25 protein-coding genes and 1 pseudogene are annotated in these 26,250 nt (G+C 62.7%); 17 read left to right on the top strand and 9 right to left on the bottom strand.

All coding sequences use genetic code 11. From position 1 onward, the window contains the following. Positions 1-118: 118 nt before the first annotated feature. The 3 genes from PspS04_RS03165 (at position 119) to cueR (ending at position 3,411) form a co-directional block, all read left to right on the top strand. Positions 119-496, top strand: coding sequence for a hypothetical protein (locus tag PspS04_RS03165; protein ID WP_159993597.1), 378 nt, complete (start codon positions 119-121; stop codon positions 494-496). A 108-nt stretch (positions 497-604) separates the two neighbouring features. After that, entirely contained in the window at positions 605-3,001 is a 2,397-nt protein-coding gene (locus tag PspS04_RS03160; protein WP_159993595.1) for a heavy metal translocating P-type ATPase, read from the top strand. Then, the gene (gene cueR, locus PspS04_RS03155) at positions 2,998-3,411 is read left to right on the top strand and encodes a Cu(I)-responsive transcriptional regulator (protein WP_095170210.1); all 414 of its coding nucleotides are present in this window, start codon (positions 2,998-3,000) and stop codon (positions 3,409-3,411) included. Before PspS04_RS03160 ends, cueR begins: the two co-directional genes overlap by 4 nt. A 54-nt stretch (positions 3,412-3,465) precedes the next feature. Here the strand turns inward: cueR and PspS04_RS03150 are convergent, their stop codons facing one another. Next, positions 3,466-4,359: a PA4780 family RIO1-like protein kinase gene (locus PspS04_RS03150; RefSeq protein WP_095170209.1), complete on the bottom strand. Its 894-nt coding sequence runs from the start codon at positions 4,357-4,359 to the stop codon at positions 3,466-3,468. A gap of 346 nt (positions 4,360-4,705) precedes the next feature. On the opposite strand from PspS04_RS03150, the pseudogene PspS04_RS28030 reads away from it, so the two are divergent. Beyond that, positions 4,706-5,794: pseudogene (locus PspS04_RS28030) on the top strand (HAMP domain-containing protein); the annotation flags it as partial. Positions 5,795-5,884: 90 nt separating this feature from the next. Next, positions 5,885-6,652: a methyl-accepting chemotaxis protein gene (locus PspS04_RS28025; protein WP_371917605.1), complete on the top strand. Its 768-nt coding sequence runs from the start codon at positions 5,885-5,887 to the stop codon at positions 6,650-6,652. An 18-nt stretch (positions 6,653-6,670) separates the two neighbouring features. On the opposite strand, the gene PspS04_RS03140 is transcribed toward PspS04_RS28025, so the two are convergent. After that, positions 6,671-7,948 carry an acetyl-CoA C-acetyltransferase gene (locus tag PspS04_RS03140; RefSeq protein ID WP_159993591.1) on the bottom strand — a complete coding sequence of 426 codons (1,278 nt, stop codon included), beginning with the start codon at positions 7,946-7,948 and terminating at the stop codon, positions 6,671-6,673. Positions 7,949-8,066: 118 nt separating this feature from the next. Between PspS04_RS03140 and PspS04_RS03135 the strand changes: the two genes are divergently transcribed. Both PspS04_RS03135 and PspS04_RS03130 read left to right on the top strand, forming a co-directional pair. Beyond that, positions 8,067-9,419 (top strand): 3-oxoacyl-ACP reductase, encoded by a 1,353-nt coding sequence (locus PspS04_RS03135; protein WP_159993589.1) that lies wholly within the window; start codon positions 8,067-8,069, stop codon positions 9,417-9,419. Between the two features lie 2 nt (positions 9,420-9,421). Next, positions 9,422-10,276 carry a MaoC/PaaZ C-terminal domain-containing protein gene (locus PspS04_RS03130; RefSeq protein WP_159993587.1) on the top strand — a complete coding sequence of 285 codons (855 nt, stop codon included), beginning with the start codon at positions 9,422-9,424 and terminating at the stop codon, positions 10,274-10,276. Between the two features lie 4 nt (positions 10,277-10,280). On the opposite strand, the gene PspS04_RS03125 is transcribed toward PspS04_RS03130, so the two are convergent. From PspS04_RS03125 to PspS04_RS03110, 4 genes are all read right to left on the bottom strand, one after another. Continuing rightward, positions 10,281-10,730 (bottom strand): DMT family transporter, encoded by a 450-nt coding sequence (locus tag PspS04_RS03125; protein WP_095170204.1) that lies wholly within the window; start codon positions 10,728-10,730, stop codon positions 10,281-10,283. A gap of 168 nt (positions 10,731-10,898) precedes the next feature. After that, positions 10,899-11,099: a Flp family type IVb pilin gene (locus PspS04_RS03120; RefSeq protein WP_159993585.1), complete on the bottom strand. Its 201-nt coding sequence runs from the start codon at positions 11,097-11,099 to the stop codon at positions 10,899-10,901. A gap of 40 nt (positions 11,100-11,139) precedes the next feature. Beyond that, positions 11,140-11,553 carry a response regulator gene (locus tag PspS04_RS03115; protein ID WP_159993583.1) on the bottom strand — a complete coding sequence of 138 codons (414 nt, stop codon included), beginning with the start codon at positions 11,551-11,553 and terminating at the stop codon, positions 11,140-11,142. A gap of 47 nt (positions 11,554-11,600) precedes the next feature. Beyond that, positions 11,601-11,804 (bottom strand): Flp family type IVb pilin, encoded by a 204-nt coding sequence (locus tag PspS04_RS03110; RefSeq protein WP_159993581.1) that lies wholly within the window; start codon positions 11,802-11,804, stop codon positions 11,601-11,603. Between the two features lie 332 nt (positions 11,805-12,136). On the opposite strand from PspS04_RS03110, the gene cpaB reads away from it, so the two are divergent. The 8 genes from cpaB to PspS04_RS03070 are packed head-to-tail and all read left to right on the top strand — an operon-like array spanning position 12,137 to position 19,616. Next, entirely contained in the window at positions 12,137-13,099 is a 963-nt protein-coding gene (cpaB, locus tag PspS04_RS03105) for a Flp pilus assembly protein CpaB (protein ID WP_159993579.1), read from the top strand. A gap of 20 nt (positions 13,100-13,119) precedes the next feature. Further along, positions 13,120-14,343: a type II and III secretion system protein family protein gene (locus PspS04_RS03100; protein WP_159993577.1), complete on the top strand. Its 1,224-nt coding sequence runs from the start codon at positions 13,120-13,122 to the stop codon at positions 14,341-14,343. After that, positions 14,340-15,530 carry an AAA family ATPase gene (locus PspS04_RS03095; RefSeq protein WP_159993575.1) on the top strand — a complete coding sequence of 397 codons (1,191 nt, stop codon included), beginning with the start codon at positions 14,340-14,342 and terminating at the stop codon, positions 15,528-15,530. Before PspS04_RS03100 ends, PspS04_RS03095 begins: the two co-directional genes overlap by 4 nt. After that, entirely contained in the window at positions 15,527-16,804 is a 1,278-nt protein-coding gene (locus PspS04_RS03090; protein ID WP_159993573.1) for a CpaF family protein, read from the top strand. Before PspS04_RS03095 ends, PspS04_RS03090 begins: the two co-directional genes overlap by 4 nt. Positions 16,805-16,822: 18 nt before the next feature. Beyond that, the gene (locus PspS04_RS03085; protein ID WP_159993571.1) at positions 16,823-17,707 is read left to right on the top strand and encodes a type II secretion system F family protein; all 885 of its coding nucleotides are present in this window, start codon (positions 16,823-16,825) and stop codon (positions 17,705-17,707) included. Between the two features lies 1 nt (position 17,708). Then, positions 17,709-18,593 (top strand): type II secretion system F family protein, encoded by an 885-nt coding sequence (locus PspS04_RS03080; RefSeq protein WP_159993569.1) that lies wholly within the window; start codon positions 17,709-17,711, stop codon positions 18,591-18,593. A gap of 10 nt (positions 18,594-18,603) precedes the next feature. Beyond that, positions 18,604-19,326: a tetratricopeptide repeat protein gene (locus tag PspS04_RS03075; protein ID WP_159993567.1), complete on the top strand. Its 723-nt coding sequence runs from the start codon at positions 18,604-18,606 to the stop codon at positions 19,324-19,326. A gap of 17 nt (positions 19,327-19,343) precedes the next feature. Beyond that, positions 19,344-19,616: a DUF3613 domain-containing protein gene (locus PspS04_RS03070; protein WP_159993565.1), complete on the top strand. Its 273-nt coding sequence runs from the start codon at positions 19,344-19,346 to the stop codon at positions 19,614-19,616. A gap of 23 nt (positions 19,617-19,639) precedes the next feature. On the opposite strand, the gene PspS04_RS03065 is transcribed toward PspS04_RS03070, so the two are convergent. Together PspS04_RS03065 and PspS04_RS03060 are read right to left on the bottom strand one after the other, a co-directional pair. Then, positions 19,640-20,431: a response regulator transcription factor gene (locus tag PspS04_RS03065; RefSeq protein WP_159993563.1), complete on the bottom strand. Its 792-nt coding sequence runs from the start codon at positions 20,429-20,431 to the stop codon at positions 19,640-19,642. Positions 20,432-20,556: 125 nt separating this feature from the next. Further along, positions 20,557-21,027 (bottom strand): prepilin peptidase, encoded by a 471-nt coding sequence (locus tag PspS04_RS03060; RefSeq protein ID WP_159993561.1) that lies wholly within the window; start codon positions 21,025-21,027, stop codon positions 20,557-20,559. Between the two features lie 75 nt (positions 21,028-21,102). Here PspS04_RS03060 and PspS04_RS03055 point away from each other — a divergent pair, with 75 nt between their 5' ends. Both PspS04_RS03055 and PspS04_RS03050 read left to right on the top strand, forming a co-directional pair. Continuing rightward, on the top strand, positions 21,103-21,549 hold the full coding sequence (locus PspS04_RS03055; RefSeq protein ID WP_159993559.1) for a TadE/TadG family type IV pilus assembly protein: 447 nt from the start codon (positions 21,103-21,105) through the stop codon (positions 21,547-21,549). Then, a complete protein-coding gene (locus PspS04_RS03050; RefSeq protein ID WP_442966614.1) occupies positions 21,546-24,290 on the top strand; it encodes a PAS domain-containing sensor histidine kinase in 2,745 nt (914 codons plus the stop codon). The genes PspS04_RS03055 and PspS04_RS03050 overlap by 4 nt, the downstream gene beginning before the upstream one ends. On the opposite strand, the gene PspS04_RS03045 is transcribed toward PspS04_RS03050, so the two are convergent. Beyond that, complete coding sequence (locus PspS04_RS03045; protein ID WP_159993557.1) at positions 24,287-26,233, bottom strand: pilus assembly protein TadG-related protein; 1,947 nt, start codon at positions 26,231-26,233, stop codon at positions 24,287-24,289. The genes PspS04_RS03050 and PspS04_RS03045 overlap by 4 nt on opposite strands. Positions 26,234-26,250 lie beyond the last annotated feature (17 nt).

Raw genomic sequence — 26,250 nt, 5'->3', positions numbered from 1 at the left:
CAGTCTTGAGCTTGCCACCGTGGCAAGGTCAAGTTCCGCGATGAACGGCCGGGCTGGCATTGCACCGCATGCTCGGTCAAGCTTGGCCATCCATGACATACAAGCAGGAGACTCAGCCATGCGCTGGCACGCTTTCAGCCTACTGGGCATGCTCAGTCTTTGCGCCACCGCCTCGCCGGCCAGTGCGCAAGACTACGGGGTACTGATCATTTCGCGCGAGCGCCTGGAAGTCGCGACCTCGTGCGAAATCGGTGTGTACATCCAGGACCAGCTGTCCGCGCGGCTGTTCCAGGAGCAAAGCACGTCGTTCAACCTGCCGCCCGGGACCTTCTCCCTGCGCCTGAAACTGCTGCCTGGCCAAGTGCCCGGCTGCAACCCCGGGATGCTCGCGCCCGGTTCGCAGAACATCACCCTGCGCGCCGGAGATATCCACAAGTACCGCGTCGCCATGAACGCCCAGGGCATGTACCTGAAGCCGGCGACATTGGGTTATTGACTCCCGCTACCCGCCGACCTGTGGGGTGTGGCGTTTTGCACATGGCGCTTGACCTTGCCAGCATGGCAAGGTTGAACCTGTAGGTCATTTCTACAGGGAGTAAGACCGATGTCCGATTCCACCACCTTCGATCTGCCGATTGCCGGCATGACCTGCGCCAGTTGCGCCGGGCGTGTCGAGCGGGCGCTCAGTAAAGTCGTGGGCGCCACCTCTGTCAGCGTCAACCTGGCGACCGAACAGGCGCGTGTCCAGGCCCCGCGCGACAGCTTGCCGGCCTTGATGCAGGCCGTGCAGCAAGCCGGCTATAGCGTTCCCGCCCAGAGCCTGGAACTGAGCATCGGCGGCATGACGTGCGCCTCTTGCGCCGGTCGCGTCGAGCGCGCGTTGAACAAGGTGGCCGGGGTCAAGAGCGTCAGCGTCAACCTGGCCAGCGAGCGGGCACACCTGGAGTTGCTCGGCCAGATCGACCCGCAGGTGCTGATCAATGCGGTGACCAAGGCCGGTTACAGCGCCAGCGTCTGGCAAGCCGAGCAACGCTCCAATGACGACCAGCAACAGCGCCTGCAACGTGAGCGCTGGAGCGTCCTGCTGGCCGTGCTCCTGGCGTTGCCACTGGTGCTGCCGATGCTGGTGCAACCCTTCGGCCTGCACTGGATGCTCCCGGCCTGGGTGCAGTTCATCCTGGCCACTCCGGTGCAGTTCATCTTCGGTGCGCGTTTTTATGTCGCCGCCTGGAAAGCCGTGCGCGCCGGTGCCGGCAACATGGACTTGCTGGTCGCCCTGGGCACCAGCGCCGGGTATGGTTTGAGCATCTACCTGTGGGCGACCGCCAGCGCGGGCACCGAACCGCACCTGTACTTCGAGGCCTCGGCCGTAGTGATCGCCCTGGTCCTGCTCGGCAAGTACCTGGAAAGCCGCGCCAAACGCCAGACCGCCAGCGCCATTCGGGCCCTTGAAGCCTTGCGTCCGGAGCGGGCGATCCAGGTGATCGACGGCCGCGAACAGGACGTTGCCATCAGTGCCTTGCGCCTCGGTGACCTGGTGCTGGTCAAGCCCGGCGAACGGTTCCCGGTGGACGGTGAGGTGGTCGAAGGCCAGAGCCACGCCGACGAAGCCCTGATCAGCGGTGAAAGCCTGCCGGTGCCCAAGCAGCCCGGCGACAGCGTCACCGGCGGCGCCATCAACGGCGAAGGCCGCCTGCTGGTACGGACCCTGGCCCTCGGGGCGGAAACCGTGCTGGCGCGGATCATCCGCCTGGTCGAAGACGCCCAGGCTGGCAAGGCGCCCATTCAAAAGCTGGTGGACAAGGTCAGCCAGGTGTTCGTGCCGGTGGTGCTGCTGCTGGCCCTGGCCACCCTGATCGGTTGGTGGTTGTACGGTGCACCTCTGGAAACCGCAGTCATCAACGCAGTGGCCGTGCTGGTGATCGCCTGTCCTTGTGCACTGGGCCTGGCCACACCTACCGCGATCATGGCCGGTACCGGCGTCGCTGCCCGCCACGGCATTCTGATCAAGGACGCCGAAGCCCTGGAGCGCGCCCACGAAGTCAGTGTGGTGGTATTCGACAAGACCGGCACACTGACCTCCGGCACCCCGCGCATCGCCCACTTCAGCGCCGTCGACGGCAACGAAGCGACGCTGTTGCAACAAGCCGGCGCCCTGCAGCGCGGCAGTGAACACCCGCTGGCCAAGGCCGTGCTGGACGCCTGCGCCGAACGTGAGCTGGCCGTGGCCGACGTCACTGCCAGCCAGTCTCTGACCGGTCGCGGCATTGCCGGCATCCTGGACGGCCGGCAATTGGCCCTGGGTAATCGCCGCATGCTCGAGGAAAGCGGCTTGAACGCCGGGGCCCTGGCAGACTCGGCCACGGCCTGGGAAGCAGAAGGCCGGACCCTGTCCTGGCTGATCGAACAAAGCCCCGAGTTGCGGGTACTGGGCCTGTTCGCCTTTGGCGACACCCTCAAGCCCGGCGCCCTGCAAGCCATTGAGGAACTGAACAGCCAGCACATCGGCAGCCACCTGCTGACGGGCGACAACCGGGGTAGCGCCAAGGTGGTCGCCCAAGCCCTGGGCATCAGCAACGTGCACGCCGAAGTGCTCCCCGCGGAAAAAGCCTCGACCGTCACCGAACTGAAGAAAACCGGGGTGGTGGCGATGGTCGGCGACGGCATCAACGACGCTCCGGCACTGGCGGCGGCAGACATCGGCATAGCCATGGGCGGCGGCACCGACGTGGCCATGCACGCGGCCGGCATCACCCTGATGCGCGGCGACCCTCGGCTGGTGCCGGCAGCGCTGGAGATCAGCCGCAAGACCTATGCGAAGATCCGCCAGAACCTGTTCTGGGCCTTCGTCTATAACCTGATCGGGATCCCGCTGGCCGCATTCGGCTTGCTCAACCCGGTCATGGCCGGTGCGGCGATGGCCCTGTCCAGCGTCAGCGTGGTCAGCAACGCCCTGCTGCTCAAGACCTGGAAGCCGAAAAAACTGGAGGATCTGGAATGAACATTGGCCAAGCCGCCCGGCAAAGTGGCCTGAGCGCCAAGATGATTCGTTACTACGAGTCGATCGGCCTGCTCAAGCCGGCGCACCGCACCGACAGTGGCTACCGTCTGTATGGCGAGCAGGACCTGCACAGCCTGGCCTTCATCAAGCGCTCCCGTGACCTGGGCTTCTCGCTGGAGGAAGTCGGCAAGCTGTTGGCCTTGTGGCAGGATCGCCAACGGGCCAGCGCCGACGTCAAGGCCCTGGCCCGCCAGCACATCGACGAACTGAACCAGAAAATCCTTGAGCTGGGCCAGTTGCGCGACACCCTGCAGGACCTGGTGGAGCACTGCCAGGGCGATCACCGCCCGGACTGCCCGATCCTCAAGGAACTGGCGTCGGGCTGCTGCGCCAAACCCGCTCATAGCTGACCCTGTAGGCACCCACAAAAAACCCGGCCGAGGCCGGGTTTTTCCTGCTCGCGATTACTGCATCCAGGGCGGAGGCGGCTCTTCGGCTTTGCTCGGTGGCGCGTCGTCTGCGGCGCGGATCGCCTGGCGGCGCTCCTCGTCCAGGCGCGCGGCTTCGATCTCACGCATGATGCCGCCGACGTCCGCCAGTTCTTCCGGCTCGTCGAACTCGCCGGTCAGGATACTGGCCGGGTGCAAGGTCCCGGCTTCGTACAGGGCCCACATCTCCTTGGCGTAGCGGGTGCGCTTGAGCTCCGGGGCAAAGCGCCCGAAGTACGAGGCCATGTTGCCCACATCCCGCTCGAGCATGCTGAAGGCGTGGTTGTTGCCCGCCGCATCCACCGCTTGCGGCAGGTCGATGATCACCGGACCGTCCGGCGTCAGCAGCACGTTGAACTCCGACAGGTCACCGTGCACCAGACCGGTACACAACATCAGTACGATCTGGGAAATCAGGAAGGCGTGATATTCACGCGCCTGATCGGCATCCAGTACCACGTCGTTCAGGCGCGGAGCGGCATCGCCGAACTCGTCGGCCACCAGCTCCATCAGCAGCACGCCTTCCAGGAAGTCGAACGGCTTGGGCACCCGTACCCCGGCACCGGCCAGGCGGAACAACGCCGCCACTTCGGCGTTCTGCCAGGCATCCTCGGTTTCTTTTTTACCGAACTTGGAGCCCTTGGCCATGGCCCGGGCCTGTCGGCTGTTGCGCACCTTGCGGCCTTCCTGGTATTCGGCGGCCTGGCGGAAACTGCGTTTATTCGCCTCCTTGTAAACCTTGGCGCAACGTAATTCGTTGCCGCAGCGCACCACATAAACAGCTGCTTCTTTACCACTCATGAGTGGGCGCAGCACCTCGTCGACCAGACCGTCCTCGATCAGGGGTTCAATGCGTTTTGGAGTCTTCATCAGCTTTTATTGTGGGTCCTTTATTACCAAACACGCGAAAGTCATTCGTTATACGGCAATCCACTCACGGCGGGGAGGGGTTGCCGACCTATGAACCCTGTGGATGCACTCAATGTGCCAGATTTATCCACTCAATCCTGAGGACCGGGGCAGATCATAGCCCAGACTCTGACTCAGGTTAGCAGCCGGATTAGCAGGCATTTGCGACAGAGTGCGCAATCCAAAAGCCAGCACCATGTAGGTTTTTTTCCAATAAAACCTCAATTTCCCCCTCCAGCGGCCGAAGTCATCCATGACAAAAGGATTTGTCTGACAATCGGCCAATAAGAACAATTCTGGAGCGCGGATGAACATCAAACAAAAACTGACCTGGGCATTTGCAATCATTGCCTGCTTGCCCGTGGTCCTGGTTGCCACACTGGTGGTGATGAACCTGCGCAGTGATGCCAAGGACAGCTTTGTCGACAGCAGCGGTCGCGAGATCCGCCAGGTCAGCAACGCCATGCAAATGTTCTTCGACGGCATCAGCCAGAACGTCGACTACCTGGCCTCGCTGCCGCTGATCAAGAACACCGACGCCAGCCTCAAGACCTACATGGCTGCCAACGCGGCGGACATCCCGCAGGGCGAGATGGACAAGCAAGTGTTCGCCCTCCTGCAGAACCTGGGCAACAGTCACCCGGCCTACGCCTATGCCATCGTCGGTACCAGCGCCGGCGGCTACGTGTCCTGGCCCGATGACGCCCAACTGACCAACTACGACCCGCGCCAGCGTCCCTGGTACAAGGCCGCCCAGGCCAACCCGGGCAAACCGCTGCGCACCGCGGCCTATTACTGGACCGATAACAACACCACCTACGTCAGCACCGTGCGCACCCTCGATAACCAGTTGGGGCCTAACGGTGGCGTGGTCAGTATCGACGTGACGCTGACCCAGCTCACCGAACTGGTCAAACAGATCAAGCTCGGCGAAACCGGCTACCTGATGCTGATGGAAAACAACGGCACCGTGCTGGTCGACCCGCAACGGCCCGAACACAACTTCAAGCCGTTGAACTCCCTGGGCGAGGGTTACGCGCAGCTGGCCAAGGCCGGCAAGGGCCTGGTGGAAGTCGAACTGAACGGCGAGCGCTACATGGCCAACGTCTGGCCGTCGGAGCAACTGGGCTGGACGTTCATCGGCCTGATCAAGCAAGCCGACGTCATGAGCGAGGCCACCCAGTTGACCTGGCTGATCGCGATCATCGCCGCAGTCCTGGCGGCGATCTTCGCCGTGGTCGGGGCCAGTTTCGCCAGCCTGATCGTACGGCCGATCCGCAGTGTCGCCAGTGGCCTGGAAGGCATCGCGCAAGGCGAAGGCGACCTGACCCAGAACCTGCAGGTCCGTGGCAGCGACGAAACCGCGCAACTGGCCAGTTGGTTCAACCAGTTCCTGGCAGCGATTCGCAGCCTGATCCAGCACATCGGCGGCGCCGCGACCAAGATCCTCGCCAACTCCCACAACGCCACCCAAGTGTCCGGCGAGATGGCCGAAGCCGCTGGGCGCCAGCGCGAAGCGGTGGACATGGTGTCCACGGCGTTCCATGAAATGGTCGCCACCGCCAACGAAGTCGCCCGCTCGTGCAGCCAGGCCGCCGATTCGGCGGACAACGGTCAACGCCAGGCCCACGAAGGCCAGCAACAGATCGACGCCGCCGTGAGCAGCGTCGACCGTTTGAGCCAGGAAATCGAGCAGTCGGCGTTATCGATGCAACAGCTGGAACGCGACAGCAATGACATCCAGTCGATTCTCGGCACCATTCGCTCCATCGCCGAGCAGACCAACCTGCTGGCCCTGAACGCGGCCATCGAAGCGGCACGCGCCGGTGAACAGGGTCGCGGCTTTGCCGTGGTGGCCGACGAAGTCCGCGCCCTGGCCAAACGCACCGCCGACTCCACGGCGGAAATCGACGGCCTGCTGGGCAACCTGGCCAAACGCACCAGCCAGGTGACCCAGCAAATGCACGCCAGCCTGCAAGTCTCGCAACAGTCGGTAAGCCGCATTGGTGAGGCACGCAACAGCTTCGGGCAGATCCGCGAATCGGTGGACGTGATCCGCGACATGAACACCCAGATCGCCACCGCCGCCGAGGAACAACACCAGGTCGCCGAAGACATCAACCGGCACATCAGCCAGATCCATGGCGATGCGCAACTGGTGGCGGAACTGGCGAACTCGGCACGCCTGGACTCCCAGAGCCTGGCCGGGTTGTCCAATGAGCTGGATGGCTTGGTGCGAAGGTTCCGCACCTGATCAAAGGGCTGGGGGTGCCTAACGCTCGATAATTGCCGTCACTCCCTGCCCCCCGGCGGCGCAGATCGAGATCAGTCCGCGGCCCTGCCCCGCCACTTGCAGCAGCTTGGCCAGGCTGGCGACGATGCGCCCACCCGTCGCCGCAAACGGATGGCCGGCGGCCAGGGAGCTGCCTTTGACGTTGAGGCGGCTGCGGTCGATCGAGCCCAATGCCCCGTCAATTCCCAGGCGGCTCTTGCAGTAGTCCTCGTCTTCCCAGGCCTTCAAGGTGCACAGCACTTGCGCGGCGAAGGCTTCGTGGATTTCGTAGTAGTCGAAGTCCTGCAGAGTCAGGCCGTTGCGTGCCAGCAGACGCGGTACGGCATACACAGGGGCCATCAACAACCCCTCCGCGCCGTTGACGAAGTCCACCGCCGCCGCTTCGCCATCGCGCAGATACGCCAGGACTGGCAGGCCACGCTCTTGCGCCCAGGCTTCACTGCCCAGCAGCACCAGGGAGGCGCCATCGGTCAGTGGCGTCGAGTTACCCGCCGTGAGTGTGCCCTTGCCAGTCTTGTCGAAAGCCGGTTTGAGCGCCGCCAGTTTTTCCAGGGTCAGGTCCCCACGCAGGTTGTTGTCACGGGTCAGGCCGAGGAAAGGTGTCATCAGGTCGTTGTGCCAACCTTCGGCATAGGCGGCGGCCATTTTCTGATGACTTTCCAGCGCCAGTTGATCCTGTTCGGCCCGGGGAATATTCCAGGTCTGCGCCATCAACTCGCAGTGCTGGCCCATGGACAAGCCGGTGCGCGGTTCACCGTTGCGCGGCAGCTCAGGCAGCAAGTGCCGGGGACGCAACTGCAGGAAGGTCTTGAGTTTATCGGCAGTGGTCTTGGCGCGATTGGCTTGCAGCAGAATCTTGCGCAGGCCTTCGTTGACCCCGATCGGCGCGTCCGACGTAGTGTCGACGCCGCCGGCAATACCGCAGTCGATCTGCCCCAGGGCGATCTTGTTCGCCACCAGCAACGCCGCTTCCAGCCCCGTGCCGCAGGCCTGCTGAATGTCGTAGGCCGGGGTGGTCGGCGACAGCCGTGAGCCGAGTACGCACTCGCGGGTCAGGTTGAAGTCCCGGGAATGCTTGAGCACCGCCCCCGCCGCCACTTCGCCCAGGCGCAGGCCGTGCAGGTTGTAGCGCTCGATCAGACCCTCGAGCGCGGCCGTCAGCATCGCCTGGTTGCTGGCGGTGGCATAGGGGCCATTGGAGCGGGCGAAGGGGATGCGATTGCCACCGATGATCGCGACGCGGCGCAGCTGAGTCATGAAAAGCTCCTATTCTGTGAAAGCCATGACCCACAAGCGTAGGCCTTATCTCGCGGATCGAACGACTGATGACGATTCGTGGTCCACACTTTGAACCCCAACCGCTGGAGCGCGTTCCATGTCAGACCGCTATATCGACTTCGCCAACTCGTCCCTCGGCCACCGCGTGGTCGGCGCCCTTGGCCTGCCGTCGCCGGTCCGCCTGGAACGCTGGGAAGCCGGTCGGCTGCGGCCGGTGGACGGCGCACTGCTGATCGGCGGCGGCCCGCTGGCCAGTAAGGTCCAGGCCTTCGCCAACAAACTGACCGAGCAGATCTACAGCTACGGCGCCGAACCGCTGGTGGCCCAGGCATGGATTCCCGGGCATGGGCCCAAGCTCAAGGCCGTGCTGTTCGATGCCAGCGACCTGCTGCAAACCGGCCAGCTCAAGCAGTTGCGCGAGTTCTTCCAGCCACTGCTGAAAAACCTCGACCACAGCGCCCACCTGGTGATCCTCGGGCGTGCGCCGGAAAGCCTCAGCGACCCCTTCGCCGCCAGTGCGCAACGGGCCCTGGAAGGTTTCAGCCGCTCACTGGCCAAGGAGTTGCGCAGCGGCGGCACCTTGCAATTGCTCTATGTCGACAGCGGTGCCGAAGAACAACTCGAAGGCGCGCTGCGGTTTTTCCTCTCGCCGAAAAGTGCCTACGTCAGCGGCCAGGTAGTGCGGCTCAACGCCTGCGCCAGCCAAGTCCAGGACTGGACCCGGCCACTGGCGGGACGCCAGGCCCTGGTCACCGGTGCCGCGCGCGGCATCGGCGCGGCGATTGCCGAAACCCTGGCCCGCGATGGCGCCGAAGTCGTGCTGCTCGACGTGCCCCCAGCCAAGAGCGATCTCGAAGCCCTCGCCGCCCGCCTGGGAGGCAACAGCATCACCCTGGACATCTGTGCCGAAGATGCCGCCGCACGCCTGATCGAACAGTTGCCCCAGGGCATCGACATCGTGGTGCACAACGCAGGCATCACCCGTGACAAGACCCTGGCCAACATGACCCCGGAATTCTGGGATGCGGTGCTGGCTGTCAACCTCAATGCCCCGCAAGTGCTGACCCAGGCCCTGCTCGACAGCGGCACCCTGCAGGACCACGGCCGGGTGATCCTGCTGGCCTCGATCAGTGGCATCGCCGGTAACCGTGGCCAAACCAACTACGCCGCCAGCAAAGCCGGGCTGATCGGCCTGGCGCAGGCCTGGGCGCCGCTGCTCGGCGAGCGCGGGATCAGCATCAACGCCGTAGCGCCGGGGTTCATCGAAACCCAGATGACCGCACACATCCCCTTCGCCCTGCGCGAAGCCGGGCGGCGCATGAGTTCCCTGGGCCAGGGTGGCCTGCCCCAGGACGTCGCTGAAGCCGTGGCCTGGCTGGCCCAGCCCGGCAGTGGCGCGGTCAGCGGGCAAGCGCTGCGGGTTTGTGGCCAAAGTGTCCTGGGAGCCTGAGCATGACGACGAACTGGCGGGTTGTAGCGGGCGCACCGAAGTTGCCCGAGCTGTATTGGCGGGCCGCGACGCGACGCAAGATCACCGGCAGCGTCCTGCCCGATGACGGTCTGCGCGCCTGGCTCAACGTCGACCCCCAGGCAGTGGCGGCCTACCGCAAGGTCTGTGGATTTACCGAGAACGGCTTGCTGCCGCCGACCTATCCCCATGTGCTGGCGTTCGGTCTGCAATTGCAGTTGCTCACCGCCCAGGCCTTCCCCTTCCCGCTATTGGGACTGGTCCACCTGGCCAACCGCATTCGCCTGCTGCGACCCCTGGGCGGGCTCAGTCGAGTCCGGGCCAGCGTCCACGTGCAGAACCTGCAACCCCACGCCAAGGGCGCGACGTTCGACCTGATCACCCGCCTGGACGATGCCCTGGGGCCGCTGTGGGAAGCCGAAAGCCGGATGCTGTGCAAAGGCGTGAAGCTTGCGGGCGAGTTGCCGGAACCCATCGCGCAGGACACCCAGGATATCGACGAGGTCAGCCGCTGGTGGGCGCCGGCCGAAATTGGCCGGCAGTACGCCAAGGTCTCGGGTGACTACAACCCGATTCACCTGAGCGCACTGAGTGCCCGGCTCTTCGGCTTCCCCCAGGCGATCGCCCACGGGCTGTGGATCAAGGCTCGTACCTTGGCGGCACTCAGTGGGCATCTGCCCAGCTCGAACCTGGAGATCGCGGTGCAGTTCAACAAACCAGTGCGCCTGCCCAGCGAGGTGATCCTGCTGGCCAGCGCGGCGGGCTCAAGTGGCGCCTTGCAACTGAACGGCCATGGCGCGCTGCAGCATATGCACGGCCATTGGCAGCCGCTGGCCTGAGCGCTCAACCGCGCCGAATCAGGAACACCCCCGCCAAAATCAACACCAGCCCGGCAATCTTGCCGGCGCTGATGGGGGCTTCGCGAAATCCTGCCCAACCAAAATGATCCAGCGCCAGCGCCATGCCCAGTTGCCCGGCCAGGACCAGCGCCATGAACAGCATCGCGCCGATGCGCGGCCCGGCAAACGCGGCAGTAGTAATGAAGAACGCACCCAGCAAACCACCGCTCCAATGCCACCAGGTCAGGCTCTTGAGCGCTGCCAGGGTCGGGGTTTCACGCTGGATCAGCACCAGCATCAACAGCGCCATGGTGCCGACAAAAAACGAAATCAACGCGGCAGACAGCACACTGGAAACCTGCTTGGCCAACTGGCCGTTGATCCCGGCTTGCAGCGGCAGGAAGGCGCCTGCCACTAACGGCAGACAAAGTAACCACCAGACGGGGGCCGGCATGTAGATCTCCAAGGACTCGAATAGGTGCGCAGTATAGCGCCCCAAACTTAAGTCTCGAACTGGAGAGGCCTTGTATTGAAGGGATTGATAGCATCTGGGATGTGGCTGCACGCCCCATCTTAGACAGGAGCGAGCGCACTCGCTCCACGTCACGTCAGCGGTGGGTCATCACACTTGGGTTCCCCCCAGTGCGCCGACCACCTTGTTGAAGGTGTCTTTGACCGAGCCGCCCAACGGGGTGACGAAGGCAATGACGACCAGGCCGACCATGGCAATGATCAGGGCATATTCAATAGCCGATGCACCTTCGCTTCGCTGCATGAACAGCCGGATACGGATGGATAGGTAGCGCGCAAAATGAACCAACATACGACTTCTCCTGCCAAGTGCAGAGCCTGCAAAAAAAGCTCTAGGGGGCGACTTCAGATATCTTCGGTTGAGGGAACAGGTTGTTCAGGGTTTCCAGCAGGCGCACGTGATAGATAGGTTTGCGAAACAGGTCCAGGACCTGCATGCGCAGCAGGTCGCTGACGTCGTTCATGTCCGCGTGACCGGAGATCACGATCACCGGCAAGTGCTGGCGGGAAGTGTGTTCGCGCAAGCGCCGAATCAACGACAAACCACTTTCTTCCGGCATGCGCAGGTCGGTGATGACCAGCGCAATGTCGGGGTGACGGGTCAGGTGCTGCAGGGCGAGCTTGACCGAGGTTGCCGTAAAGCAGGTAAAACCTTCGCCCTCCAGCAACTCGGCAAGTTCCAGCAAGGCATCCTCTTCATCGTCCACCAGAAGCAGTGGTTGGCGCTGGGCTGAAGAAGGCTTCATGGACAACTCCCGTCACTGACTGATCCAAGGGTTCTCATTCCCTTTTCTTACGTCACAACGGTCCCGCCCAGTGCCGTGATGACTTTATTGAAAGTGCCCTTGACCGAGTTGCCCAGGGGGCCGACAAACGTAATGACTACCAATGCCACCATTGCAATGATCAACGCGTATTCAATGGCTGAAGCGCCCTCGGTCCTTGTCATGAACAGTTGGTAACGAACGTATAGGTAGCGCACGAAGTTAAGGAACATACGACTTCTCCTTTGCGTCAGGGACGCAGTTGTAGCGGGGCGACAACATGATTGCTCTGTGCCATCGGAGCATTGTCAACAAACCCCACTCCAACAACTGTAAGAACGAGTTAATCAGAAAGTATTAAGCCCCCACCGGATGAGCAAAAAGCGGATAAAAATAAGTGCTTACCTGAATTTCCCGAGTTATTTCTCTGCGCAGTAATGGCGTTTTGGCTTAGCTGCGCTACCTTGCAAATAGCGAAAGAGTTGCATGTTCATAGCTGCCTGATTGCGAAATGTGCTCATTAGTATTTATGAGCCAGTAATGCAGCAGGAAAGGGAGAGCCGTCATGAACAGTCGTATCACTATGGGCCTGGCTGGGCTGATGTTAGTGGCAGCCTTGCTGTTCGGGTATTGGGGCCTGGTGCTAAGTCGCCAACCCCAACCCTTGGCGGAACCGGTCGTTGCGCCGGTGGCGACACCGGTCATGGCGTCGGTGGAAAAAACCGTAACCCGCGCCGAGGACCAAACCCGTCAAGCCGTGGTGGTGCTGGTCCATGACGTCCCGCCCTATACCCCCCTGACCGCTGCTGACGTGACGCTGGAAAAACTGCGCAACGCACCTGCCGGTAGCCTCAACAACTTGGACCAGGCCATTGGCCGCACGCCTTGGCGCCCCCTGAGCGCGGGCACCTGGCTGAGCGATGAGAGCTTCAATGCTGGCGGCCCGCTGGCCCGCATGATCCGCAGCGATGAACGAGCACTGGCGGTAGCCGTGGACGAAGTCGTCAGTGCCGGTGGACAACTGATGCCTGGCGATTACGTCGACATCCTGCTCTTTCTGCGCCAGGACAGCAGCAACCCGCAGCAGTCGGCACAGATCGTCATACCGGCAATGCGCGTGCTGGGCGTGGGCGAGCAACTCGGCCTGACCAATGACGGCAGACCGGCCAACCCGGCCGTGAGCCCCGAAGAAAAACTCAAGCAGGAGCAACGCCGCGTTGCCGCTCGCACGGTCGTGCTGGCAGTCCCGGAACAACTGCTGAGTCGCTTGATGTTGGCCGCTCAAGCCGGGACCTTGCGCCTGGCCGTGCGCAGCAGCGACGAACAGCGCCTGGCCAAGTACTGGGCCGGCGAAAGCCAGTCCCCTGCCCGGCTGGATGCAGTCAGCAACCAGTTGCTGCAGTTCAATCAACTGGCCTTCAGCAACCCTGGAAAAAATCCAACTGCATTCAGCGCCCAACCAGCGCCGACGCCACGACGCGGCATTGAGGTCATTCGCGGTAACCAGACCGCCCAACAAACTCCCTGATCGAGCAAGGATGCATATCTATGCATAGTCGTTCCATGCTGCGTTACAACCGCGTGATCTGTGCCTTGCTCCTGGCGGGCATGCCGGTCGATGTCGCCCTGGCAACGACTGGCAATTGCAGCGCGCTGGGGCAAATGCCTGCGGTACTGGAAGTGGGGGAAGGATTGCAACAGGTCCTGCAGTCGCCAGTGGCGATTACTCGTCTGGCCATCGGCGACCCGAAGATCGCCGATGTCCACCCCAATGGCAGCAACGCATTTCTGCTCACCGGGATGGCACCGGGGGCTACCAGCCTGATGGTCTGGACCGCCTGTTCGAGCGCTCCGCGCCAAAGCATGGTGTTCGTCCAGGGCAAGGCCACGGCGGCCATGACCAGCGCTGCCGAACTGCCCACCGAAGACCCGCTGCTGCCCAGCCAGGTACAGACCGACATTCGTTTTGTGGAAGTCAGCCGCACCAAGCTCAAGGAAGCGTCGGCCTCGATCTTCGGCACCCGTGGCAACTTTCTGTTCGGCTCACCCAGAACCCTGCCCACCATCGACGGCGTGGTCCAGGGACGCTTGCCGGTGAACAACGACCAGTTCAACTTCTCCTGGATCGGCGGCAAGACCATGGTGATGATCAATGCCCTGGAAGGCAGCGGGTTTGCCTACACCCTGGCCCGCCCCAGCCTGGTGGCACTCAGTGGCCAGAGCGCGAGTTTCCTGGCCGGCGGCGAAGTACCGATTCCGGTTCCCAGCTCCGGTAGTGACAACGTGTCCATCGAGTACAAGGAGTTCGGGATCCGCCTGACCCTGACCCCGACCATCGTCGGGCGCAACCGGATTTCCCTCAAGGTGGCGCCGGAAGTCAGCGAACTGGATTTCAGCAATGCCGTGGAAATCGCCGGCACCACCGTTCCGGCGCTGACCATCCGGCGTACCGACACCAGCATCTCCCTGGCCGATGGTGAGAGCTTCGTCATCAGCGGCCTGATCAGCACCCGCAACAGCTCCCAGGTCAACAAGTTTCCGGGGCTGGGGGACATCCCGATCCTCGGCGCGTTCTTTCGCGAGACCAACATCAACCGCGAGGAACGCGAACTGCTGATGATCGTCACCCCGCACCTGGTTCAGCCGCTGGCGGCCGATGCCCAGTTGCCGTCCCTGCCGGGTGAAAAGCTGCGCAACTACGACCCGAATTTCTACCGCATGTTCTTCCTGGAAAACGGCAACTTCGACAACCGCAGCGGGTTATCGCAATGAGCCAGAGCCTGAGCCAGACCTTTGTCGCCATCACGCGCAACAGCACCGACCTTGAGTGGCTGCAAGGAGCACTGGCGCCCCTGGGCCAGGTAGTCAGCGCTGGCGTCGGCAGCCTTGACGAGTTGCTGGCACTGGTCGACGTGACCTTCGCCAGCCTGGTGTTCATCGGCCTGGATCGCGAACACGTGGTGGCCCAGAGCGCCCTGATCGAAGGCGCCCTGGAGGCCAAGCCGATGCTGGCGATCGTCGCCCTGGGCGACGGCATGGACAATCAACTGGTGCTCAACGCGATGCGCGCCGGAGCACGGGATTTTGTCGCCTACGGCTCACGCTCCAGCGAAGTCGCCGGGCTGGTTCGGCGCTTGAGCAAGCGACTGCCGCCGGTGGTGCCAAACACCCAACTGGGAGGGTTGAGCGTGTTGTTCGGCACCCAAAGCGACGCCGACGGTGCGCTGTTATCCAGTCACCTGGCGCTGGTCGTGCAAAAGAGTGGCCAGCAGACCCTGCTGCTGGACCTGGGCTTACCCCGCGGCGACAGCCTGGCCTTGCTCGGTCTGGAAAGCTCGTTCCACTTCGGTGACGCGCTACGCCACCTGCGGCGTATCGATGCAACCTTGATCGACAGCGCCTTTACCTGCACACCCAGCGGCATGCGCATCCTCGCCTACGCCAGCAACGACGAACCGCTGGAGCACACCAGCGCCGCCGAGCTGTACATGTTGCTCAGCGCCTTGCGCCAACACTTCCAGCACATCGTGGTGAACCTCACCGGCCAGCCCGACAGCGAAGCGGTGCGCACCTTCGTCAGCCACTGCGACAAGTTGCTGTGGTACACCGACCAAAGCGTGCTCGACTGTCGACGCAACCTGGCCGTGCTCAACCTGTGGCGTGAAAAAGGCATGAAGCTCGAACATGCCCAACTGCTGGTGGATCGCTACCTGCGCAACGTTGCCCCCGACTCGCAAACCCTGGGTAAAAGCTTTGGCCTGGAAGTCATGGCCACGCTGGCCTACAGCCCAGAGGTACGCCTCAATGCGAAAAACCAGGGGGTAACCCTGTTCGAACTGGCCCCCCGCGAAGGCCTGACTCAAGCCCTGCGCAGCCTGGGAGAACGGCTCGCCCGGCGCTCCGAACACCCGGACAAACCCAAGGCCAGTTGGCTGAACCGTCTGCGAGGCAGCAAATGAGCGGCGAAAAACTGTTTGGCGCCACGGCCCGGCCAACGGTCGGCAACAGTGACCACGAAGGCCTGAAACTGGCCCTGCACCGCTACATCATCGACGCCATCGAGGAGTCCGGGAAAAACCTCCTGGAAGGCTCGCGCCAACTGCTGGCGCAGTTTGTCATCGACAAGGTCGCCGACTACATCGCCCGCCTGCACCTGGCCGTTTCCCGCTATGAAATGGAGCGCCTGGCCGAGGAAATCGTCGATGAGCTGACCGGTTTCGGCCCCCTCGAAGTGCTACTGCGCGACCCCGCCGTGACCGAGATCCTGGTCAACGGCCCGCACCGGGTGTTCATCGAGCGCGACGGGGTGCTGCACCAGAGCGACCTGCGTTTCATCGACGCACACCATGTCGAACGGGTCATGCAACGCATCCTCGCGCCCCTCGGCCGGCGCCTGGACGAGTCCTCGCCGATGGTCGATGCGCGCATGCCCGACGGCAGCCGGGTCAATGCGATCATCCCGCCGATTGCCCTGGACGGCCCCTGCCTGTCGATTCGCAAATTCCGCAAGGACATGCTCAAGAGCAGCGACCTGATGGCCATGCAAACCATCGACCAGGCTATCTTCGAATTCATCCAGGAAGCCGTCGGCCGCCGCTGCAACATCCTCATCAGTGGTGGTACCGGCACCGGCAAGACTACCTTGCTGAACATTCTCAGCCAGTTGATCAACCCCCACGAACGCCTGGTCACCATTGAAGACATCGCCGAACTGCAACTGGGCCATCCCCATGTGGTGCGCCTGGAAACCCGCCCGCCGAATGCCGAGGGCCATGGTGAGGTCAAGGCCAGCGACCTGATCCGCAACGCCCTGCGGATGCGCCCGGACCGCATCATCCTCGGGGAGATTCGCGGCGTCGAAGTGCTCGACGTGCTGACCGCGATGAACACCGGCCACGACGGTTCGATGAGCACCGTGCACGCCAACAACGCCCAGGACGCTTTGTTACGCCTGGAGACCCTGGTGGGGCTGACCGGTCGCCAGATCGCCGAGCGCACGCTGCGCCAGATGATCTGCGCCGCGCTCGATGTGGTGATCCAGTTGACGCGCATGCCCGACGGTCGACGCTGTGTCAGCGAGGTGGTGGAAGTGGTGGGCATTCGCGACGACATCTACGTCACCAACACCCTGTTTCGCCTCGACCGCCGCACCGGCTTCGGCTTCCTGCGCGAGGCGCTCAATCCCGCCGGCGACAAGCTGCGCCGCCTCAGCGGCCTGCTCCCCACTCACTGATCTGGCGAGGCGCACCTGATGATCGGACCGCTAGTATTGAGCCTGATCTGCCTGCTGTTACTGGGGTTGTCGATCCGCTTGTTTTTCCAGGGCCTGCGTAAAACCAATACCGAGCGGGTGCTCAATCGCCTGGCTTACGGCCAACCGCAACTGATCGTCGAAAAGCCGGTGTGGGCCGGCCTTGAGCGTGCATTCCTGCGCGCCGGCCTGGGCCGCCCCACCGAACGCCTGAGCTTGTGGCTGCTGTTGTGGGCCGGCGCCACGCTCCTGGGCCTGCTGCTCGCCGACTGGCCAGGAATGCTCATCGTATTGCTGCTACCACCCCTGGTGTTGCGGATGTACATCTCCTTGCGCTATCGATTGCGCCTCAAACGAATGATCGAACAGTTGCCGCCCATGCTCGATCACACCATCCGCAGCCTCAAGTCCGGACGCACCCTGGCCGATGCCGTCATGGGCGCCATCGACACCAGCGCCGAGCCTTTGAAAAGCGCCATGGGGCGGGTCCAGCGCAACGTGCAACTGGGTGTCAGCCTGCCGGATGCGGTGCATGACTTTGCCGAACTGTATGACCAGGATGAACTGCGCATGCTGGCCCTGGGGCTGAAGGTCAATCACCGCTACGGCGGCAATGCCAGCGAACTGCTGGAAAACCTGATCAAGCTGATCCGCGAGCGCGAGCAAGGCGCCCGGCAACTGCGGGCCATGACGGGTGAAACCCGGATGACATCCTGGGTGCTGGCGGCCCTGCCGGTGCTGATCGCCGGATACTTCATGCTGACCAATCCCGGCTACTTGCTGGGCATGTGGAACGACTCGTCCGGGCAACACATGCTGTTCGCCGCAGTAGGCCTGGAAGTCTTCGGCTGCCTGGCGCTGTCGCGCATGTTGCGGAGTATCTGAGATGGCGATCCTGGCCAGTCTGTTGCTGCTTTTCGGGGCCCTGTTGCTGGTGCTGCTCAACCTGCTGGAACAGCAGCGCCGCCAGCGCCAGATTACCCAGCGCCTGCAAGGCCAGATGCTGCGCGACAACAAGCTCGGTGGTTGGCTGCGTTTACTCGGAGACAGCAAGTTCGGCCAGCGCTCGGTCAGCATCGATGGCGAAACCCAGACCCTGCTGGCCCGCCTGGGCTGGCGCACCACCAGTGAACGCTCGCTGTTCGCCGCCTGCCAGGTGGGCACCCCGATCCTGCTGCTGGGCCTGGTGCTGTTCCTGGAGGAAGTGTTTTACCCCGACGCGCAAAACCTCTGGCTCGCGCCGCTGCTGGGCCTGGGCATGGGATACCTGCTGCCCAAGCGCGTGCTGGCGTATGCCGTCAAACGCCGACAACAGCAGATCGCACACGAAATCTCGACATTCATTCCCTTGCTGCGGATTCTGTTCGAGTCGGGCATGGCCGTGGAGCAGTCGCTACGAGTGCTCGGCAGCGATGGGCAAAAACTGCTGCCGGAACTGACAAGCGAGTTACGCCTGATTCTAAGCCGAGTCGACTCGGGCCTGGACCTGGGCCAGGAACTGAACAAGTCCGCCGGCTTGCTGGCGGTAGATGAATTCACCGATACCTGCGTGATTCTCCAGCAACTGCTGGTGCAAGGCGGCGGCGCGATGAAGTCGCTGCTGGCGCTCAAGCAATTGCTCGACGACCGGCGCCTGACACGCCTGCAGGAATACATTTCGAAAATGTCCGCGAAGATGTCGGTAGTGATGATGCTGTTTCTGTTTCCGGCATTACTGATTGTCCTGGCCGGCCCTGGCTTCACCGCCATCGCCCGGGCGTTCGCTTCCTAGAGGGAATCTGATGAAAGCAACGATTGCTGTATTGGGCGCGCTACTGCTCAGCGGCTGCGCCAGTAACGGCGCAACACCCTGGACCGCCATGACCGGCGCTGGCAGTTGCGCCAAGTTGACCTCGGACCAGGAACTGGCGATGAACCTGGCCGACGACATGGGCAGCGACGGCAAGCTGCACGCCAGCCTGGCCAATCTGGAAAAGCTGCCGGACAACCTCAACGAGGTGCGTTTGCGCAAGGCCAGGGTCTATCGCCTGCTGGGGCGCAGCGAGGCCGAACCGTTGTATCGCAGCCTGATCGGTAGCTGTGTGTCAGCCGAAGCCGAGCACGGCTTGGGCCAGCTGTATGCCGCCCGCGGTGATAACGACCAGGCCCAGGCGCACCTGCAGCGGGCTGCCCGCCTGGCGCCGACCAACGAAAAAATCCGCAATGACCTGGGAGTGGTGTACCTCAACCAGTTGCGCCTGGAAGAGGCGCGCTTCGAGTTCCTGACGGCCATTGAGCTCAAGCAAAGCGATCAACTGGCCTCGGTCAATCTGGTGACCCTGCTGATCTACCAGGACAATTGGCAACAGGCCGCCGAAGTGGTCAGTAAATCAGGCTTGAGCCCGCAGCAGTTCACCGCCGCCCAGGCCCACGCCGAACGCCTCAAGGCCCCCGCGAAGGCCAGGCCAGTGGCCGGCGCGCAAGTCGCGGCGATAACCGACACCCAACCTGCTAGCCTCAAGTGATTTACCGGAGAAGGCTCATGTCCACACTGAACATTGCTGGCGGCCTGCTTGTGTTGTGCCTGCCTCTGAGCGCCATGGCCATCGACCCGGGCCCCTCCTCGGTGCAACAACAGGAGACCGAGGGCTGGCTGACGCTGCAAAGCAGCAACCAGGTTGCCTCGCCCATCCCGCAGACAGCCACCGCGATGGAGCGTGAGCTGGCGATGCAACGCTGGCTGAAAAAATTCACCTACGATATTCCAGACCTGTTCGAGCAGGGCAAGGAAGGCCACTTGCAGAGCAGCGACTAGCGCCGCAGGCGAGTGCCCAGCGCTTAATGCGCGGTCACTTGCCGGCGCATTCCCGAATTGCTCGGCGACAACGCCAACGCCAACTGCGTGCGGTTATGCATGTGGGTCAAGCGCAGGACCTGGGACACATACAGCTTCACCGTGTTCTCGGTGATGCCCAGCTCGCAGGCGATCTGATAGTTGGTCTGGCCCTTGCCGACCAGGCGCGCGACGTCCAGCTGACGGGGTGAAAGCTGGTTGAACAGGGCCGGGATCTGAGCTTGCCCTGCGGCACTTGCGGCGTCGGCTGCGAGGGTATGCGAGGCGTCGGCCGACGGTGCCCGGCGGGCTTTGTCGATGTCCTGGTAGAGGTCGTTGATGGTTTCGGAAAGGTGCTGCAGCTTCTGGTTCAAATGCCCCAGCTGCAACTCCTTCTGCCGCTCCTGCAGGGCTGCCTCCTGGCGCTGCAGACCCTCCAGCAGTTCATTGAGGTTGATCGGTTTCTGGTAGTAGTCCGCAATCCCGGCCCGCAGCGCCTTGATCACATCCTGCTTGTCGGCTCGCCCAGTGAGCATGATCGCTTCGAACGCTCGGTGCTTGCCCGCCACACGCTGTAGCGCATGCACCAACTCGATGCCATCGAGGTCTGGCATGCGCAAGTCACAGAGCACCAGGCCGATATCGGTGTCCTGGCAAAAGAGCTCGATGGCCTGTTGGCCGGACTCACAGGGAATGCAGGAGTAACCGCTGTTTTCGAGGAGTTCGCAGAGCTCTTCAACAATCAACGGTTCATCGTCGACCACTAATACTTTTACTGCCGATGGGGACTTGTTCACGCGCCACTCCATGCTCAGGCCGAAGGTTGATGATTGCTGTACCTACAGCCGGGAACTGTACAACTTGTGATCTGAAAATAGACGTACTTCCTGACTATGTACATAGCGATATAGCTGCACGGAGCCTATTGAATCCAGGCCATCGTCAGAAACATGCCGAGGAAAACGAACGGGGCAAAAGGTGGGTTTTTTGACAGCTCAGGTGCAAGAAACACAACACGCTTCCTAAGTCCTTGAGCCATAAGTGGCCAGACCGTTGGCGCCAATAACAGCCAGAGGGCACTCAGGACCCCGGCACCGATAAAACTGCCCAGCAAATGGACCGGCTCGGTGGCCAAGCCGATCGTCGCCATCATCTTCACGTCGCCGGCGCCCATCCGTCCCAGCGCATAACCCGGCAAAGTGAACGCCACTGCCAGAAGGAAAGCCCAGCCACCCTGCTCGGCCGGTGCGCCCAGCCAGGTAGTGCCGCTCCAGAGCAGATAGGCCAATGCCGCAGCCCCCGCTCCCAAGGTCAGGCGATTGCCAATGTGGCGTTGCTGGACATCCTGGACCGCGCACAGCGCCAGCCAGATCATCAGGACAAGACTGTGCATCAGGGAATAATCGTCCATGTTGGCGGAATGATTCTATGCTCAAGGCACGTCGTAGTAGTCAGGGTAGACGCACTCATGAAAACAGACCTGCCACACACACAAAAAGGCGCTGTCGCCATTGAGTTCGCCTTGGTGTTCGTGATTTTTTTTGCGGTGTTCTACGCCATCGTCAGTTACAGCGTGCCGCTGTTGCTGATGCAGTCCTTCAATGAAGCCACGGCCGAGGCGGTGCGGCGCAGCGTCGCCATGGACCCCAATACCAGCGACTACCCAACCGCGGTGGTCAATCTCGCCAACTCCGTCCTGCAGCAACAACTGTCCTGGGTGCCCAAGGCCTTCAACCTCACCTACGGCACTGGCGGCGATGCCAAGGCGGTCTACAGCGCCGGTCAGTTGACCGCTAGCGTGAGCTACCCCACCAGCAAGCTCAACCAGGTGATTCCGTTTTTGGTGTTGCCGGGATTGGGCACGGTTCCCAGCCTGCCAACCAGCCTGAGTGCGCAGTCGAGCATTCAATTTTGAGTCCTGCCGGCAAGCTGTTCGGGCGACTGTTGCAGCGTTCCCCTACCCTGCCACTCGACACCCTTGCGCGCCCGGTGGTGCCCAGCGTGGGGCTGCAATTGCACCTGGACTCGCAAGGCCGGGTGCTACAGATCAGCGGCCCCATGCGCGATTTGCTCGCCCATCGATTATCGGGCAGCACCGCCCTGCACCTGAGCGACTACCTCCTGCCCGGCAGCCGGCTGGCCGTCGAAGGCCCGCCCAGCGAATGGCACGGACACAGCCTGGACCTGGACTTCACAGGTCTTGGTGCAACCACCCTGCACCTGCGCGGCTGGGCACAACCGGCTGAGGATGGCTGGCTCCTGCAATTGCTCGATATCGATGATTTGCTGCAAGAGCGGCAACAGGCCCAGGCCCGGGACACCTGCCAGGCGCTGGCCGCACGCTGCAGTGAACACCTGCGCCTGTGCAGCCTGTCGCGCTTGCCACAGGTTCTGCGTGAGCAATTGCAGGACCTGGCCCAGCAGTGGCGAATCCCCTGTGTGGCGATTGTCCTGCTCGATGAGGCGCAACAGGACTGGCGGATCCACAGCCATTACCACGCCCACGATGCTCCCCGGCTCTGGCACACCGATCAGTCGCTGGGCAGCGCCCTGGACAGCCTGGACGGCAGTCGTCCCCACGCGTTGCATGATGCTGCAGGTGTCAGTCTTGCGCCGCGTCTGCGGGACATTTTTGCCGATGCCGAAGGCTTACTGGTGCCGTATCGCGACGCCCACGGGATCGGTGCCTGGCTGCTCTGTGGTTTTTATCCGGCAGTGCAGCCTGCGCCAGCCCTCGGTGAGCGTGACTGGTTGCTGCTGCTCGCCGCCCTGGCCGCGCCGCTACTGGGGCGCTTGCGTGAGCAGCAACAACAGCAGCAACTGCAACGCCTCGATGCCCTGCAAGGGCTGCTCGGCAGCGGCTGGTGGGAACTGCACGAGGGGGTGCAACTGGCCCCGCAACTGGCCCGCAACCTGCACCTGGAACACGCGCGATTGTCCCTCGGCGAATGGCTGGCGGTGTTCCATCCGGTCGACCGTGCCGAGCTGCAGAGCCGCCTGCAGGACCTGCTGCAGGGCGACCGACCGCTGCTACTCAGTGTGCGCCTGCAAGCTCGCGACGAGTTCCAGGCGCCGATCTGGTATCGCCTGCAAGGCCAGCTGTTGCAGTTGGGCGAGCAACGTCGGCCAGTGGGGGTCATGCTCGACATCAGCGACATCAAGAACCAGCAGCAACAGGCCGCCGCCGCCCATGCCCGGCTGGACAATCTGATCGCCAGTTCGCCCGCGGTGATCTACGTACAGCGGTATGAGGAAGGTGCCCTGCAACCATGCTTTTTCAGTGACAGCCTGCTGCCGCTGCTCGGCTGGCAACTGAGCGAACTGACGGAAACCAGCCTGATCGAGCGGATTCACCCTGACGATCGCGACCTGTATTTCGCCCGCACGCGCCAGCTGTTGCGCGAAGGCAATGTGCGTGCACGCTACCGCATGCGTGACCGGGCCGGCGATTACCACTGGCTGTTGGATGAGGCCCGGTTGCTGCGCAATGACCTGGGTTTGCCAGTCGAGGCGGTCGGCCTGTGGCTGGACGATACCGAAGCCACCCTGGCCACCGAGCAGGTCCGCCAGAGCGAGGAGCGCTACCGGATCCTGGTGGAGGATTCGCCGGCGATGATCTGCCGTTATCGTCCCGACTTGACGCTGACCTTCGCCAACCGTCCGCTGGCCAAGTACCTGGAATGCCCGCCGGAGCAATTGCCGGGGGTCGACCTGGGCAGTTGGTTGTCAGCCGAGCAGCGCGTTGCCTTCCTGCTGCGCATCCAGCAACTGACGCCGGAGTTCCCGGTCAGCACCGCAGAAATCAGCCTGCAACTGCCGGGTCGCGAACACGCCTGGTGGGTGTGGTCGGACCGCGGCGTGTTCGATGAACAGGGGCAACTGCTGGAAGTCCAGGCGGTGGGCCGCGACAACACTGAAGTGCGGCGCTCCCAGCAACAGCTGATGCAAAGCGCCAAGATGGCCACCCTTGGGGAAATGGCCACGGGCCTGGCTCATGAAATCAACCAGCCACTCAACGTCATGCGCATGGCCATCGTCAATGTGCTCAAGCGCTTGAGCAACGGCGAGGTACCGGTCGACTACCTGCAAGACAAGCTCAGCCGGATCGACACCCAGGTCCAGCGCGCGGCGCGGGTGGTCGATCACATGCGGGTGTTTGGCCGGCGTTCGGAGATCGAGCAGCAGCCGTTCAATCCGGCCCAGGCAGTGGAAGGCACCTTGGCCCTGCTGGCCGAAGGCATGCGCGGCAAAGGCGTGGAGTTGCGCATCCCCTCCCTCGACTTCGAGGTACAGGTCCGCGGCCATGTCGATCAACTCGAGCAAGTGTTGATCAACCTGCTGGTCAATGCCCGCGATGCCCTGTTGAGCAAGCGTGAAGTGCAGCGCGAATTCGAACCCTGGATCAGCCTGCGCGCCGAAGCCGATGCGCGCGTGGTGCGCCTGTGGGTCGAAGACAACGGCGGCGGCATCGACCCGCGCCTGCTGGAGCGCATCTTCGAACCGTTCTTCACCACCAAGCCGGTGGGTGTCGGCACCGGCCTGGGGTTGTCGGTGAGCTATGGCATCGTGCAGAACATGGGCGGCCAGTTGAGCGTGCTCAATGCCGAGCTGGGTGCTTGTTTCTGCATTGAGTTGCCGATTGTGCCGCCGGCCTAGATCACCAGATAGGCTTTGCCTTTTTGCCCACAGGTCAGGTTGAATCCCACATCGACCTTGTTGACATCAATCCCCAGATTGAACAACAGGCTGTTCAGCAGCGGGTCGACCAAGGGCGCCAGCAGGCCATTGATCGCAACGGTCAGCAAATCGAAGACCTGGGTCAGCGTCGAGAGCAGCGTACCCAGCACCAGGCCAAGCAGACCGGAGCTGAGCGTCACCGGATAGGATTTGAGCTTCACCCCACCCAGCGTCCCGCTCAAGCTACCCACGACATCGGAAACGGCAACCGAGTGCAGCGGTATGGGCGCTACGTTGACGTCCTTGGGATTGTCATAGACATAGTTGGACTCTTTGCTGCCCACCACCGATGAATCGATCATGATTTCAGCGCCGCCACCAGCAAAGGGGGTGCGCGCACCACAGGTCATGGGGGCCAGCAAGTGTCCCTGGCAGGCCAAACTGCCAATGTCGTAGAGGGTGATCGGAGTCGGTGCCGGTGACGACAAGGAGGAAAACCAGGTTGCCGGGTCGATACGACCGACCTTGAGCTTGAGCGCGGTGACTTCCGTGGTCGCGGTCAGGCTTTTGCGGGTGGGCAGGTTACAGGCGTAGTCAGTGACATAACTGGAGCCCACGCCAGCCTCCAGCCCGACATCCAGATTGAGACCTGCCGGCAATATTTGCAGGTCCGTCTGCGTACAACTTCCGCCCAGCAAACAGCCGGGGGCCAGCAACGTGTTGATCGTGACCACCACCGCGCTCAACAGCGAGTTGACGAGCTGCAGCACCGCGTTGATCAGCGACAGATCCACCGCGACCAGTGCCCGCACTTGCGCGGTTTTGACATAGATCCGGTTCACCCCGAACTCGGGCGAGACCTTGGCCAGCTCAGGATCGCCCACGGCCGAAAACTGCGGCGGCTGGATCACTTTGACCCTGGTGGTCATGCCCAGCAGGCCCAGCACATTGACCGGCAAAACGGCAGTCACCGCCGAATTTTTGTTAGCCAACTGCACGAAGGCTTGCACCAACTGGAACAATTGCACCGTCGCATCCAGCCCGGCGGCGGTAGTTCCGGTTTGCAATTGCAGAATGTCACCCAGCTTGATCGGTGGCGCATTGATTGCCCCGACCTGCAGACTGGCCAGTGCCGCTTTGACATCGGCCGTGGCGCCATTGATAGGTGCTACCTTGACCGCCGCCTGGATGAATTGGGTGACCGAGCCTTGCTGTTGGAGCAACGCCGTATAGTCGCCCGCCGTGACGCCCAGTTCGATCGCCAACTGATCCATGAATTTCAGCAGATTGATGTCCGTCTTGACCAGGCCATCCCAGCCCACCGCCGTCAGGTTCACGTTGCCGCCCAACAGCGAGGAAAACAACGGATTGAGAATGTTCGACCTGGCCGTATCGACGCTAAGCAGCGTACTGCGAATGCTTAACTGCGCCAGTGTCGGCTTGGGGCTCGCCGCCACGGCAGTCGCCGTCAGGGGGGTGTTGATGCTCACCGCAGTCCCGCCAAACAACCCTTGTAGCGCGCTCACCGCAGAGGTCGGTACGACCTGAGTGGCAACCACGCGGATGGCCGCGGACTGGCTGGCATCAACGGCAAATGTACGCAGGTTACTGGCGGCTGTGACCAGCACCCCGCAGGTGGTGGTCAGCGTGCTGGAGGGACCGACAACAAAGGCATTACGAACCGCGTTTTGTCCAGCAAACGTAGCTGCTGTGAGGCCGGGCAGACAATTTCCGCGGCGGCTGACAGCTTCCAGCGCAGCGCTGTCCGCCACCCGCTGCAACTTGCGCTGTTCCAGATACAGCCGACCGCTGTCGACCACCAACAGCGCAAACAATAGCGCCAGGCCCAGGGTCATCGCCGCAACCAAGCCGATGGCCCCACGCTGGCGACTTCGACCGCGAAAGCATGAACGAGGAGACATCGAGCACTCCTTGCTAC

This window comes from Pseudomonas sp. S04, from assembly GCF_009834545.1.
In the GTDB taxonomy this organism is placed as follows: Bacteria; Pseudomonadota; Gammaproteobacteria; order Pseudomonadales; family Pseudomonadaceae; genus Aquipseudomonas.
The sequence above is the reverse complement of the archived record's forward strand: the minus strand, read 5'-3'. Positions and strand labels throughout refer to the sequence as shown.

What these genes read in the sequence shown, in the direction of transcription:
- PspS04_RS03060 (WP_159993561.1), bottom strand. Translation starts at nt 21,027, where the DNA reads ATGCACAGTCTTGTCCTGATGATCTGGCTGGCGCTGTGCGCGGTCCAG.
- PspS04_RS03165 (WP_159993597.1), top strand. Translation starts at nt 119, where the DNA reads ATGCGCTGGCACGCTTTCAGCCTACTGGGCATGCTCAGTCTTTGCGCC.
- PspS04_RS03140 (WP_159993591.1), bottom strand. Translation starts at nt 7,948, where the DNA reads ATGACTCAGCTGCGCCGCGTCGCGATCATCGGTGGCAATCGCATCCCC.
- PspS04_RS03080 (WP_159993569.1), top strand. Translation starts at nt 17,709, where the DNA reads ATGGCGATCCTGGCCAGTCTGTTGCTGCTTTTCGGGGCCCTGTTGCTG.
- PspS04_RS03130 (WP_159993587.1), top strand. Translation starts at nt 9,422, where the DNA reads ATGACGACGAACTGGCGGGTTGTAGCGGGCGCACCGAAGTTGCCCGAG.
- PspS04_RS03160 (WP_159993595.1), top strand. Translation starts at nt 605, where the DNA reads ATGTCCGATTCCACCACCTTCGATCTGCCGATTGCCGGCATGACCTGC.
- PspS04_RS03115 (WP_159993583.1), bottom strand. Translation starts at nt 11,553, where the DNA reads ATGAAGCCTTCTTCAGCCCAGCGCCAACCACTGCTTCTGGTGGACGAT.
- PspS04_RS03150 (WP_095170209.1), bottom strand. Translation starts at nt 4,359, where the DNA reads ATGAAGACTCCAAAACGCATTGAACCCCTGATCGAGGACGGTCTGGTC.
- PspS04_RS03095 (WP_159993575.1), top strand. Translation starts at nt 14,340, where the DNA reads ATGAGCCAGAGCCTGAGCCAGACCTTTGTCGCCATCACGCGCAACAGC.
- PspS04_RS03120 (WP_159993585.1), bottom strand. Translation starts at nt 11,099, where the DNA reads ATGTTGGTTCATTTTGCGCGCTACCTATCCATCCGTATCCGGCTGTTC.
- PspS04_RS03085 (WP_159993571.1), top strand. Translation starts at nt 16,823, where the DNA reads ATGATCGGACCGCTAGTATTGAGCCTGATCTGCCTGCTGTTACTGGGG.
- PspS04_RS03100 (WP_159993577.1), top strand. Translation starts at nt 13,120, where the DNA reads ATGCATAGTCGTTCCATGCTGCGTTACAACCGCGTGATCTGTGCCTTG.
- PspS04_RS03110 (WP_159993581.1), bottom strand. Translation starts at nt 11,804, where the DNA reads ATGTTCCTTAACTTCGTGCGCTACCTATACGTTCGTTACCAACTGTTC.
- PspS04_RS03075 (WP_159993567.1), top strand. Translation starts at nt 18,604, where the DNA reads ATGAAAGCAACGATTGCTGTATTGGGCGCGCTACTGCTCAGCGGCTGC.
- PspS04_RS03090 (WP_159993573.1), top strand. Translation starts at nt 15,527, where the DNA reads ATGAGCGGCGAAAAACTGTTTGGCGCCACGGCCCGGCCAACGGTCGGC.
- PspS04_RS03135 (WP_159993589.1), top strand. Translation starts at nt 8,067, where the DNA reads ATGTCAGACCGCTATATCGACTTCGCCAACTCGTCCCTCGGCCACCGC.
- cueR (WP_095170210.1), top strand. Translation starts at nt 2,998, where the DNA reads ATGAACATTGGCCAAGCCGCCCGGCAAAGTGGCCTGAGCGCCAAGATG.
- PspS04_RS03125 (WP_095170204.1), bottom strand. Translation starts at nt 10,730, where the DNA reads ATGCCGGCCCCCGTCTGGTGGTTACTTTGTCTGCCGTTAGTGGCAGGC.
- cpaB (WP_159993579.1), top strand. Translation starts at nt 12,137, where the DNA reads ATGAACAGTCGTATCACTATGGGCCTGGCTGGGCTGATGTTAGTGGCA.
- PspS04_RS03055 (WP_159993559.1), top strand. Translation starts at nt 21,103, where the DNA reads ATGAAAACAGACCTGCCACACACACAAAAAGGCGCTGTCGCCATTGAG.
- PspS04_RS03070 (WP_159993565.1), top strand. Translation starts at nt 19,344, where the DNA reads ATGTCCACACTGAACATTGCTGGCGGCCTGCTTGTGTTGTGCCTGCCT.
- PspS04_RS03045 (WP_159993557.1), bottom strand. Translation starts at nt 26,233, where the DNA reads ATGTCTCCTCGTTCATGCTTTCGCGGTCGAAGTCGCCAGCGTGGGGCC.
- PspS04_RS28025 (WP_371917605.1), top strand. Translation starts at nt 5,885, where the DNA reads ATGGCCGAAGCCGCTGGGCGCCAGCGCGAAGCGGTGGACATGGTGTCC.